The sequence below is a fragment of the Streptomyces sp. NP-1717 genome (assembly GCF_022695985.1).
In the GTDB taxonomy this organism is placed as follows: Bacteria; Actinomycetota; Actinomycetes; order Streptomycetales; family Streptomycetaceae; genus Streptomyces.
On the sequence record NZ_JAAPBF010000224.1, the window covers coordinates 1 to 11,795 of the forward strand.

At 66.7% G+C, this 11,795-nt stretch carries 9 protein-coding genes; 2 read left to right on the top strand and 7 right to left on the bottom strand.

Annotation, left to right across the window (positions count from 1 at the left end):
• Both GXP76_RS29695 and GXP76_RS29700 read left to right on the top strand, forming a co-directional pair.
• The coding region (locus tag GXP76_RS29695) for a class E sortase (protein WP_242574710.1) at positions 1–893 on the top strand (893 nt) is incomplete at its 5' end.
• A gap of 124 nt (positions 894–1,017) precedes the next feature.
• Positions 1,018–1,803: a class E sortase gene (locus GXP76_RS29700; protein ID WP_308354220.1), complete on the top strand. Its 786-nt coding sequence runs from the start codon at positions 1,018–1,020 to the stop codon at positions 1,801–1,803.
• A 564-nt stretch (positions 1,804–2,367) separates the two neighbouring features.
• Here the strand turns inward: GXP76_RS29700 and GXP76_RS29705 are convergent.
• The 7 genes from GXP76_RS29705 to GXP76_RS29735 all read right to left on the bottom strand — a co-directional run.
• Positions 2,368–2,835, bottom strand: coding sequence for a hypothetical protein (locus tag GXP76_RS29705; protein WP_242574711.1), 468 nt, complete (start codon positions 2,833–2,835; stop codon positions 2,368–2,370).
• A gap of 1,174 nt (positions 2,836–4,009) precedes the next feature.
• Positions 4,010–6,019, bottom strand: a complete 2,010-nt coding sequence (pknB, locus tag GXP76_RS29710; RefSeq protein ID WP_242574712.1) for a Stk1 family PASTA domain-containing Ser/Thr kinase — start codon at positions 6,017–6,019, stop codon at positions 4,010–4,012.
• A gap of 380 nt (positions 6,020–6,399) precedes the next feature.
• Positions 6,400–7,860 carry a penicillin-binding protein 2 gene (locus GXP76_RS29715; protein ID WP_242574713.1) on the bottom strand — a complete coding sequence of 487 codons (1,461 nt, stop codon included), beginning with the start codon at positions 7,858–7,860 and terminating at the stop codon, positions 6,400–6,402.
• The gene (locus tag GXP76_RS29720; RefSeq protein WP_242574714.1) at positions 7,857–9,266 is read right to left on the bottom strand and encodes an FtsW/RodA/SpoVE family cell cycle protein; all 1,410 of its coding nucleotides are present in this window, start codon (positions 9,264–9,266) and stop codon (positions 7,857–7,859) included. Before GXP76_RS29720 ends, GXP76_RS29715 begins: the two co-directional genes overlap by 4 nt.
• A gap of 25 nt (positions 9,267–9,291) precedes the next feature.
• On the bottom strand, positions 9,292–10,818 hold the full coding sequence (locus GXP76_RS29725; RefSeq protein WP_242574715.1) for a Stp1/IreP family PP2C-type Ser/Thr phosphatase: 1,527 nt from the start codon (positions 10,816–10,818) through the stop codon (positions 9,292–9,294).
• Positions 10,819–10,956: 138 nt separating this feature from the next.
• A complete protein-coding gene (locus tag GXP76_RS29730) occupies positions 10,957–11,472 on the bottom strand; it encodes an FHA domain-containing protein (protein ID WP_189106163.1) in 516 nt (171 codons plus the stop codon).
• Positions 11,473–11,482: 10 nt separating this feature from the next.
• A partial coding sequence (locus tag GXP76_RS29735) for an FHA domain-containing protein (protein WP_242574716.1) occupies positions 11,483–11,795 on the bottom strand: 313 nt, incomplete at its 5' end.

Consider the following 11,795-nt stretch of genomic DNA (forward strand, 5'->3'; position numbering starts at 1 on the left):
TGCCGACCGTCTCCGAATCCGGCGCGGCGGACGCGGTGCGCCCGGCGCCGCCCGAACCGGCTGTCGGGGGCCGTGCCGAGCGGCGTAAGGCGGCCAAGGGGGGCCGTGGACGCGGCCGTAGGCGCTCGGAGGGCCCGGGGAGCCCCGGGAGCGCACCGGACGCCTCAGCGCCCGCCAGGCCCCTCTCCCGCGTCGAGGCGCGGCGTGCGGCCCGTGCTCTCAAGGACAGTCCGGGAGTGATCCTCAGCCGCGCGGTCGGCGAGATCTTCATCAGCCTCGGTGTGCTGATGCTGCTGTTCGTCACGTACCAGCTCTGGTGGACGAACATCCAGGCCGATCTGTACGCGGGCAAGGAGACGGACAAGATCCAGGACGGCTGGGCGAAGGGCCGTCAGCCCGGAGCCTTCGAGCCCGGCCAGGGGTTCGCGATCATGCACATCCCCAAGCTCGACGTGGTCGTTCCGATCGCCGAGGGAATCGACAAGGCGAAGGTCCTGGACCGCGGCATGGTCGGCCACTACTCGGAGGGCCGGCTCAAGACGGCGATGCCGTCCGACAAGCAGGGCAACTTCGCGGTCGCCGGACACCGCAACACCCACGGTGAGCCCTTCCGGTACATCAACCGCCTGGAGCCCGGCGACAAGATCGTCGTGGAGACGCAGGACTCCTACTTCACGTACGACATGGCGAGCATCCTCCCGCAGACCGCCCCGTCGAACATCGGTGTGATCGGTCCCGTGCCGCCCGGTTCCGGATTCTCGGAGCCCGGGAGATACATCACGTTGACCACGTGTACGCCGGAATTCACCAGTACGTATCGAATGATCGTGTGGGGCAAGATGGTTGAGGAACGGCCACGCGGCAAGGGAAAGCCCGACGCTCTCGTCGGCTGAACGGATCGCGGCGAAGACCAGGGACCAGGGGACGGGTGCTGTGGCAGCGGGAACAGGGCACGACGACGGGCGTGCGAGCACACCCGGAGAAGACGGAAAAAACGATACATCCGCGACAACCGGGGTGGCCGAGCCCGCGTCCGGGAGTCCGGAACCCGGGCCCTCCGAACCCGGGCCGTCGGGGCCCGAATCCTCGGACTCCGAGCCCGAGCCCGCTCCCGCGCCCGCCCGACCGCGGCGCGGACGTGCCGCCGCCGCCGTCAGCGTCTTCGGTGAACTGCTCATCACCGCGGGCCTGGTGCTCGGTCTCTTCGTCGTCTACTCGCTGTGGTGGACGAACGTCCTGGCCGACCGCGAGGCCACGAAGCAGGGCAACGAGGTACGTGACGGCTGGGCCCACGGCCGTGGCGGCCCCGGCGCCCTGGACGTGAAGAACGGCATCGGCTTCCTGCACGTGCCCGCGATGAGCGGCGACGAGATCCTCGTGAAGAAGGGCACGGACCCCAAGTCCCTCAACAACGGCGTCGCCGGCTACTACACCGACCCGGTGAAGTCCGCGCTGCCCGAGGACGAGAAGGGGAACTTCTCGCTGGCCGCGCACCGCGACGGGCACGGGGCGAAGTTCCACAACATCCACAAGCTCAGGACCGGTGACTCGATCGTCTTCGAGACGAAGGACACCTGGTACGTCTACAAGGTCTTCAAGGACCTCCCGAAGACCTCGAAGTACAACGTGGACGTCCTCCGGCCGGTCCCCAAGGAGTCGGGCAAGAAGAAGCCCGGCCGCTATCTGACCCTCACGACGTGCACGCCCGTCTACACGTCCGACTACCGCTACATCGTGTGGGCCGAGCTGGAGCGCACGGAGAAGGTCGACGGCGACCGGACGAAGCCGCCGGAGCTGGGCTGAGTCGAGTCGTGCGGATGTGACGCGAAGGCACCCGCCACCCTCTTCAGAGCACTTCTCACGCACTGATGGTGAATCAGTGATCGCCACTGAAAGGGCATCTGGTGGCGTTCGGTGGCCCGGTTGCAAGGCGGAGCCTGAGTCGTGGCACGGAGCCGCGCTGCGTTTCTGCGGGCGCTGGGCGTAGATGAGAATTTGGGCATGCGAAGTGGTCAGAAGCCTTCGCGTAAAGTTCGGATACCAAGGTGCTGTTGCGGTGTGGGCGGTCAAAGGAGATTTCCCGTCCTCTGAATGGTGTCGAGCCACACAAGAGGTCCCGGCAGCAACAGCTTCCGGGACCTCTTGTGTGGCTACTGATGGAATCTGGTCGCAATCAGTTCTACGTTTGCGGCCGGTTGATTCCTGTACTTAGAGGCTCGCCCTATGATGGCTGCCCGAAGCATGGAACTTGGCTACCCCCGGCTACGACGGACTAGAAGATTCGCGTCGGTCGAATCAGTCGAAGTCTGCTAGCCATCTTTTGATCTCCAGTTCAATCGGCAGGGGGGAATTCTTGCCTGACGATTTTCATCCGCAGTGAACAGCGCCGGTGTCGCGGTTAGCGGCCACCGTGGTGTTATTCGGGTTGGTAACCCCTCCCGAAAGGCGGACGCAGCGTCCACTCATCGACGTGACTGAGACAGGACCGGCGTAAGTGTAGTAGCTGTCCCAATCCTGTACGCTGCCACCGCTCGCTGCGCAATAAGCACCAGGCGGCGCGGAAGCTTCGCAGCGAATAATGTGAATCCTTATGGGCTTCTTCACGGAAGAGCCAAAGTATGTGTCGACCGTTACCGCACAGTTAGTCCCGCCATTGGCGGTGCTGTAGTAGAGCTGAATTTCTCCGTACTTTGTTCCCCCTGAGGTGGAAACATTGTACGTGTCGATCAGGGACCCGCTGCAACCGTAACCGGCTGCACTTGCTGCTGGTGCGGATATCATCCCGCCGCCCAAAATTAGCAATAGGGATGTCAGCAGCATCCAGGTTCTCTTCATTTTTTGATCAATTCCTTTCTTTGGGTGAGGTAATGATCGGAAACATCTGACGGTTTGTCAAGAGTGCCTTTTTGTATGGTTATAGCCGGGATATACGTTCATGGGTAAGCTGATATGGGTTATATATTTTCTTGTGGTGTTAAATCTGCAATATTAACAAGTTCGCCATTTGGGCTGAATGCCGAGCATGCAGTTTTCGCCAGCCTCGCCGTGGCTGCCATGACCGATCACCACGACGGCGAGTACCCGGGGCAGGTTCGCGTTGTTGGCGGCATTGTCCGCCGCGGCAAGCAGGGGACACGGGGCCGGACTTGGCCGCCTTGCGTGGACGCTGGTGCAAACCAAGTACGACGCGTCAGTTCATGGCTGTCGGACGCCTTTCCACTGCTCGGCGGCGGCACGGTGTTGCCGTCACCGGCCGTTCGGCCGGGACCGGCGGACCGTCGCAGCTCGGCAGAGGACGCCAGATGCCCGGTGCACTGCAGGCGCGCCCTTGAGTAGGCAGAAAGGGTTGTACAGATCCGGGCCTGCGGCGGTTGGCGGAGATCTTAATCTGAGGTGGCCCGGGGGTGAGTTGCGCATGTACCACTGACGTTGATGGGCGGGCGGCCCCTGGCCTCAGGGTCGGCGATGACGCGTCGGGGGATGAGTAACGACGTCCAGGTGTTGCCGCCGGGGGCCGCGTTCGTTGGACTGGGTAGCTCGTGCGGTCAGGCACTCGGTTCACGAGAGGGTGCGTCCGGCTTTGGGCCAGTGCGGCGTCGATCTCGGCCGACCACTGTGAGGTACACGCCGCGACACTGCGTCAGTACCCACGAAGGGTCACAACCCCACCCAACAACGGGCACTCCGTCTCCTAGCGGGGCGCCCATCTCACCAACGCCGAAGTGGACTTGATGCGCCTCTTGGAGGAATCCGGCTATCCCCGCTGGCGCGACCAGATCAGAGCGACTGGAGGACGTGCCGCCGGGTCTACCTGTCTCGCCTAACCGCAGCTCCGAACTGCCAAACGGGCACGGTCCGGATAACCAGCAGCCGGACAGCCGTTCTACGCCCGGCTGTCCGGACCATGCCGTCCACGTTCAGTCACACGCCCATGGCGATGAGGTTGGAAACCGCTTCACCTTGGATCCAAGGTGAAGCGGTTTCTTCACCTCTTCAGGAGGTGCCGGCCTCAGTCGTCGCCCCGGGAGTTGCCAGGACCACCGATGAAGCCTCCGTTGTCACCGCCGCCCCCATTGTTCCCGCCCACGGGGGCCACGAACAGCGTCACCGTGCTGCCCTTGTCGACCGGCTGGCCACCGGGCGGATTGGTTCCGATCACCCGCGCGTTCGGGTCGCCCGGCGAGTTCGGCGCCAGTGCGACCACCAGATCCAGGCCCTCCAGTTGGGCCTTTGCCTCGGCGACTGTCTTGCCCGTGAGGTCACCGGGGATCTGGACCTTCTCCGGCTGCGCCGGCCCCTTCGAGACCTGGAGCGTGACCTGACTGTTCTTGGGCGCCTTGGCGTTGCCCTCCGGGGTCTGGCCGACGACGGTGTTCGCCGGCTTCTCGGAGTCCACCTCGGTACGCGCGACCGTGAAGCCGAGCGTTTCGAGCTGGCTCTTCGCCGCGTCGAAGGTCTGGTCGATGACGGACGGCACCGTCTCCTGCGCCTGCTTGGCGACGGAGAGCGTGACAGTCGCGCCCTTCTCGGCCTCGGAACCGCCGGCCGGCTTCTGCGAGACGACCGTTCCGGGGTCCTGGTCGCTCTCGACCTGCTTGGTCTCGACCTTGAACTCGGCGTCCTGAAGAGTCTTCGTCGCGTCCTCGACGGTCTCGTCGGCGACGTCGGGCACCTGGACCTTCGGCGCGCCCTCGGAGACGACCACCTGGATGGTGTCGCCCTGGTTCATCTCTCCGCCGGACGCGGGGGTCTGGGAGCAGATGGCGCCCTTGGGCTGGTCGCAGCGTTCCGTCCCGGACTGCGCGACCTCGACCGACGCGTTGCCCGCCAGCACTCTGGCGTCCTTCAGTGTCTCCCCCACGAGCTGCGGCACGGCGATCCGCTCCGAGCCGCCGGAGTCGCCGCCGAAGACCGCCTTGCCGATCAGGATGGCTCCCGCGAGCACCAGGATGCCCGCGACGACCAGCAGGATTGTCGAGGTGTTGGACTTCTTCTGCCGGCGCCGGTCGGGACGGTCGTCGTAGTTGCCGTAGCCGCCGTCGTCGGGGTTGACCGGCGGCATCATCGACGTCTGGCCGCCGCCGGGCGGGGTGGCGCGCAGCGCCGTGGTGGGCTGGTCGTCGGAGCCGTAGCCGCCCGCGTAGCCGACCGCGCCCATCGCCGCCGTGGCCGCGACGGGCTGGCCATCGAGGCATGCCTCGATGTCGGCGCGCATCTCGTCCGCGGACTGGTAGCGGTAGTCCGGGTCCTTGACCAGGGCCTTCAGTACGATCGCGTCCATCTCGGGCGTGATCTCGGGGTCGAAGGTGCTCGGCGCCTGCGGCTCCTCCCGTACGTGCTGGTACGCGACGGCCACCGGTGAGTCACCGATGAACGGGGGGCGCACCGTCAGCAGCTCGTAGAGCAGACAGCCGGTCGAGTACAGGTCGGAGCGCGCGTCGACCTGCTCGCCCTTGGCCTGCTCGGGGGAGAGGTACTGCGCGGTGCCGATGACCGCGGACGTCTGGGTCATCGTCATGCCGGAGTCGCCCATGGCGCGGGCGATGCCGAAGTCCATGACCTTGACCTGGCCGGTGCGCGTCAGCATGACGTTGGCCGGCTTGATGTCGCGGTGGACGATCTGGGCGCGGTGCGAGTACTCCAGCGCCTGGAGGATCCCCACGGTCATCTCCAGCGTGCGCTCGGGCAGGAGTCTGCGCCCGGAGTGCAGGAGTTCACGCAGGGTCGACCCGTCGACGTACTCCATCACGATGTACGGGATGGACACCCCGTCGACGTAGTCCTCGCCCGTGTCGTAGACGGCGACGATCGCGGGGTGGTTGAGCGAGGCGGCCGACTGGGCCTCACGGCGGAACCGGGCTTGGAAGGACGGGTCGCGGGCGAGGTCGGCCCGCAGCGTCTTCACAGCGACGGTGCGGCCGAGCCGGGTGTCGTGCGCGAGGTACACCTCGGCCATGCCACCACGGCCGAGCACCGAGCCCAGCTCGTACCGGCCGCCGAGGCGACGCGGCTCTTCCATACTGTTCCAGCCCTCTCCGTCTGTCCCGACCGCACCGGTGTGCGGTCCGGCGGTGTGCTGTTCGCGCATACGCTACCGGGCACGCCGCATCCGGTCCGACCGTCCCTGGTAGCTGATACAGGACTGGTACTTGAATGGTCACATATCGGGCGCAAATGCTCGGCGTGCTGGTGGTGAGACGGGTCACGGTGCGGCACGGGTACCCGAATTCGGACGGTGCCGGAATTCCGCGGCTGTGCCCTACCGGGTTCGATGTATGGGGAAACTTTTCCCGCCGCAATCGGGAGCCCGCCGTTTATCGGTAGGACGCTCCGCCGCCCGGACCGGAAATGGCCCGGACAGCTTCCACAGCTGTCCGGGCCACCACGGGAATGTCCCGACTACTTCTTGCTGTCGATCACGGCCTTCATGACGTCCTTGGCGATCGGGGCCGCGAGACCACCGCCGGAGATGTCGTCGCGGGTCGCGTCGCTGTCCTCGACGACGACCGCGACCGCGACCGGCGACCCGTTCTCGCCCTTGGCGTAGGAGATGAACCAGGCGTACGGGTTCTTGCTGTTGTTCTCGCCGTGCTGCGCCGTACCGGTCTTGCCGCCCACGGTCACGTTGGGGATCTGCGCGTTCCTGCCCGTGCCCTCGTCGACGACCGTCTCCATCATCTCCTGGAGCATCTGCGCGTGCTCCTGGCTGAGGGGCTGGCCCATCTCCTCGGCCTCGGTCTTCTTTATCACGTCCAGGTTCGGCGCTTCGAGCTGGTCGATCATGTACGGCTTCATCAGCTTGCCGTCATTGGCGACGGCGGAGGCGACCATGGCCATCTGGAGCGGAGTGGTACGGGTGTCGAACTGACCGATGGACGAGAGCGCGGTCTGCGAATCGTTCAATTCCTCGGGAAAGATCGAGGCGTTGGCGCGGACCGGGACGAACTGCTCCTGATTGAAACCGAATTTCTTCGCGGTCTCCAGCATTTTGTCCTTGCCGACGTTATAGCCGAGCTTGCCGAAGACGGTGTTGCAGGAGACCCGCAGCGCTTCCCTGAGCGTCGCGTCCTTGCAGGGGATGTTGCCCTCGTTCACCAGCTCCGTCGTCGTGCCCGGCATGGTCCACGGGAGCGGGGAGTCCGTCTTGGCGTTGATGTCGTCGACGACACCGTGCTCCAGCGCAGCGGCGGCCGTGACGACCTTGAACGTGGAGCCGGGCGGATACGTCTCACGCAGCGCGCGGTTCAGCATCGGCTTGTCGGCGTCCTTGCCGAGCTTGTTCCAGGACTTCTCGTCCTTGGCGCCGTAGCCGGCGAAGGAGGAGGGGTCGTACGAGGGGGTGGAGGCCAGCGCGAGGATCTTGCCGGTCCCGGGCTCCAGGGCGACGACGGCGCCCTTCTTCTTGCCCAGTCCCTCGAAGGCGGCCTTCTGCGCGGCGCCGTTGAGGGTGGTGACGACGTTGCCGCCCTTGGCCTCGTCACCGGTGAACATCGCCATGGTGCGGTCGAAGAAGAGCTGGTCGTCGTTGCCGGTGAGGATGCCGTCCTCGATGTTCTCGATCTGCGAGGCGCCGAACGCCTGCGAGGCGTAACCGGTGACCGGCGCCCACATCGGGCCGTCGAGGTAGGTCCGCTTGAACGCGAAGTCGGTGTCGTCCGTCTTCGCCGATCCGGTGATGGGCTTGCCGTCGACGACGATGTTGCCGCGCTCGCTGGCGTACCGCTCGATCAGGACGCGGCGGTTGCGCTCGTGGCTGTTCAGCTCGTCCGCCTCCACGTACTGGAGCCAGTTGGTGCGCAGCAGCAGGGCCAGGACGAGCAGTCCGCAGAAGATCGCGATGCGTCGCAGGGGCTTGTTCACGGTCGGACCACCTGGGTCATCTCGGCGTCGGTTGACGGGGCGGGCGCCGGGGCCGGGCGGCGCGCGGTGTCGCTGATCCTGATGAGAATGCCGATCAGGGCCCAGTTGGCGATCACCGACGAACCACCGGCCGCGACGAACGGCATCGTCATACCGGTCAGCGGGATGAGGCCCATGACGCCGCCGGCGACGACGAAGACCTGGATGGCGAAGGCGCCGGAGAGGCCGATGGCCAGGAGCTTGCCGAAGGGGTCGCGGGCGGCGAGCGCGGTCCGTACGCCGCGCTCCACGATCAGGCCGTAGATCAGCAGGAAGGCCATCGTGCCCGCGAGCCCGAACTCCTCGCCGACGGTGGAGAGGATGAAGTCGGAGTTGGCCGCGAAGCCGATCAGGTCGGAGTTGCCCTGTCCGAGCCCGGTACCGAGCGTGCCGCCGGCGCCGAACGACATCAGCGCCTGGCCGACCTGCTCGCTCTGGTCCCAGGTGGCCTGGGCGAAGGGGTTGAGCCAGAACTCGACGCGCTGCTGGACGTGCGGCTCGAACGTGGCGACACCGACCGCGCCCGCCGCCGACATCACGAGGCCGAAGATGATCCAGCTCGTGCGTTCGGTGGCGACGTACAGCATGATCACGAAGAGGCCGAAGAACAGCAGCGAGGTACCGAGGTCGGTCTCGAAGACCAGGATCAGGATGGACATGGCCCAGACCATCAGGATCGGGCCCAGGTCACGTCCGCGCGGCAGGTAGAGGCCCATCACGCGGCGGCTGGCCAGTGCCAGGGCGTCGCGCTTCACCATCAGGTAGCCGGAGAAGAAGATCGCGATGATGATCTTCGCAAACTCTCCCGGCTGGACGTTGATGGGGCCGAGGCTGATCCAGATCTTCGCGCCGTTCCTCGCCGGGAAGAACATCGGAAGGATCAGCAGGACCAGGGCCACGGCCATGGAGATGTAGGTGTAGCGCTGGAGGATGCGGTGGTCCTTGAGCAGCAGCAGCACGGCCACGAACAGCGCGATACCGATCGCCGAGTACATCAGCTGCTTGGGCGCGTCCGGTGAGAACGACCCGTACAGGTTCGTGGCGCGCGCGATCAGCCGGGGCGACTGGTCCAGCCTCCAGATGAGGACGAGACCGAGGCCGTTGAGCAGCGTGGCGAGCGGCAGCAGCAGCGGGTCGGCGTACGGGGCGAACTTGCGCACCACGAGATGGCCGACACCGGCCAGCAGCCCGATGCCCAGGCCGTACCCGATCATGCCGCTGGGCACGGTGCCGTCGAGGGCCAGCCCCACGTTCAGGTACGCGAAGAGCGGGATGGCGACGGCGAAGGCGAGCATCGCCAGCTCGGTGTTGCGGCGGCTCGGTGCTTCGATCGCGCCGATGGTGGTCGTGTTGGTGACAACGCTCATGGTGGTGAAGGCCCCCTACGGCCGGCTACTGCTTACCGCAGTTCGAGGCCAGCTTCTGCTCCTCCTCCGAGAGGCTGGGGCCCGGAGAGGGAGTCGCTGTTTTCAGCGCTTCTGGCTTGGAGATGGTGCTGTCGCTACCGGTCTGCGGCTTCGTCCCGGTCGTACCGCCGGCCTCGCCCTCGCCGGTGATCGCGTTCGCCGCGCGCTCGGACTCACGACGCTGTTCGTCCTTCTTGCACGCGGCGGCCTGCTTGGACAGGTCGTCGATCTTGGTGTGCGCGGAGGCCCTGCTGCCCTCGGCGATCGTGTCCTCGACCTGCTTGCGCTGGTAAGGCGGCAGGTACTTGAGTTCGATCTTGGTGAAGTCCTCTTCGACCTTCGACAGCGAGACCCACGCCAGATCCTGGCTGATCCCCCGGTAGAGCGCGACGTGCTCGTCGTTGGCCCCGACGTAGTACTGGGTCTGGGTCCAGCGGTAGCCGCCGTACAGCCCGCCGCCGACGACCGCCAGCGCGAGCACGATGTAGAACGACCGCTTGAACCACTTGCGGCCGGAGCGCGGCTTGACGAAGTCGTCGTCGCTGTAAGCCCCGAACCCGGCGTCCGGCGGCATGCCGCCGTAACCGGCTCCGTCGCCGCTGCCCGGCGGACCGAAGCCCCCCTGAGGCGGCTGGTGCTGCTGCGGTACGGGACGGCCCAGACCGGCGGCGCGGCCGGCGGGCGTCTGCATCGACGGGTCGCTCTCGGCGGCGTGCAGCTGCTGGTTCTCGGCGACGGCGCCGACGACGACGGGGGTGTCGCTGAGCTGCCCGGCGAGGGTGTCGTTGGACTCGACGTCCAGGACGTCGGCGACGATGCAGGTGATGTTGTCGGGACCGCCGCCGCGCAGGGCGAGCTGGATGAGGTCCTGGATGGTCTCCTGCGGGCCCTGGTAGCTCGCCAGGGTCTCTTCCATGGTCTGGTGCGAGACGACGCCGGAGAGACCGTCGGAACAGATCAAGTACCGGTCGCCCGCGCGGACTTCACGGATCGAGAGATCGGGCTCGACATGGTCCCCGCTGCCCAGCGCGCGCATCAGCAGGGAGCGCTGCGGGTGGGTGGTGGCCTCTTCCTCGGTGATGCGCCCCTCGTCCACGAGCCGCTGCACCCAGGTGTGGTCCTGGGTGATCTGGGTGAGCACACCGTCGCGCAGGAGGTAGGCGCGGGAGTCGCCGACGTGGACGAGGCCGAGGCGCTGGCCCGTCCACAGGAGGGCGGTGAGCGTGGTGCCCATGCCCTCCAGCTGGGGGTCCTCCTCGACCATCACGCGCAGCTGGTCGTTGGCGCGCTGGACCGCCGTACCGAGCGAGGTGAGGATGTCCGATCCCGGCACGTCGTCGTCGAGCTGCACGAGCGTGGAGATCACCTCGGACGAGGCGACCTCACCGGCGGCCTGGCCGCCCATGCCGTCGGCGATGGCCAGGAGCCGGGGACCGGCGTAGCCGGAGTCCTCGTTCCCCTCCCGGATCATGCCTTTGTGCGACCCGGCGGCGAAGCGCAGAGAAAGACTCATGCGCGCCTCTCCTGTCGGTTCGCCAGCCGAATGTGGCGCCAGCCGGTCTCGAGCCACACTGCCCACCCTCCGGTCGGGAGCCTGCGGTCCCACGTCGGGACCGCCGCGGCTCGCTCGCTCCGCTCGCTCATTGTCGTACTACTTCCGCAGCTCGATGACAGTCTTGCCGATGCGGATCGGCGCGCCGGGCGGAATCGGTGTCGGCGTGGTGAGGCGGGTCCGGTCGAGATACGTGCCGTTGGTGGACCCGAGATCCTCGACGATCCACTGACCGTCACGGTCCGGGTAGATCCTGGCATGCCGGCTGGACGCGTAGTCGTCGTCCAGCACGATCGTTGAGTCGTGCGCCCTGCCCAGGGTGATGGTCTGTCCCTGGAGGGCCACGGTCGTACCGGTGAGGATCCCCTCCGAGACGACCAGCTTCGTGGGCGCCCCCCGGCGCTGGCGGCCCCCCTGCTGCCGCTGTGCGGGCGGCGCGGGGGTCTGGCGGGCGGCGCCCTGCGGCGGCCGTGTGTCCGCGTTGCGGCGTGAGCCGCGCTGCGTGACACGCGTGCCGAACAGATCGCTCCGAATGACCTGGACGGCCACAATCACGAACAGCCACAGAACGGCTAGGAAACCTAGCCGCATGACCGTCAGGGTCAGCTCTGACATTGCCCCCGCTTCACCCTTCGGCTTGCCGGTAAACGATGGTGGTTTGGCCCACGACGATCCGCGAGCCGTCGCGGAGCGTAGCGCGGGTGGTGTGCTGTCCGTCTACCACGATGCCGTTGGTGGACCCGAGATCCTGGATCGTCGAGGGCGTTCCGGTCCGAATCTCGCAGTGCCGGCGGGAGACGCCGGGGTCGTCGATCCGCACGTCGGCGTCGGTGCTGCGGCCCAGCACCAGCGTGGGGCGCGAGATCTGATGGCGGTTGCCGTTGATCTCGATCCACCGGCGGACCTGGGCGCTCGGCATCGCCCCTGGAGGCGGTGTC

Excerpts from the sequence above, each read along its gene's own strand:
- GXP76_RS29705 (WP_242574711.1), bottom strand. The coding sequence starts at position 2,835 with ATGAAGAGAACCTGGATGCTGCTGACATCCCTATTGCTAATTTTGGGC.
- pknB (WP_242574712.1), bottom strand. The coding sequence starts at position 6,019 with ATGGAAGAGCCGCGTCGCCTCGGCGGCCGGTACGAGCTGGGCTCGGTG.
- GXP76_RS29720 (WP_242574714.1), bottom strand. The coding sequence starts at position 9,266 with ATGAGCGTTGTCACCAACACGACCACCATCGGCGCGATCGAAGCACCG.
- GXP76_RS29725 (WP_242574715.1), bottom strand. The coding sequence starts at position 10,818 with ATGAGTCTTTCTCTGCGCTTCGCCGCCGGGTCGCACAAAGGCATGATC.
- GXP76_RS29730 (WP_189106163.1), bottom strand. The coding sequence starts at position 11,472 with ATGTCAGAGCTGACCCTGACGGTCATGCGGCTAGGTTTCCTAGCCGTT.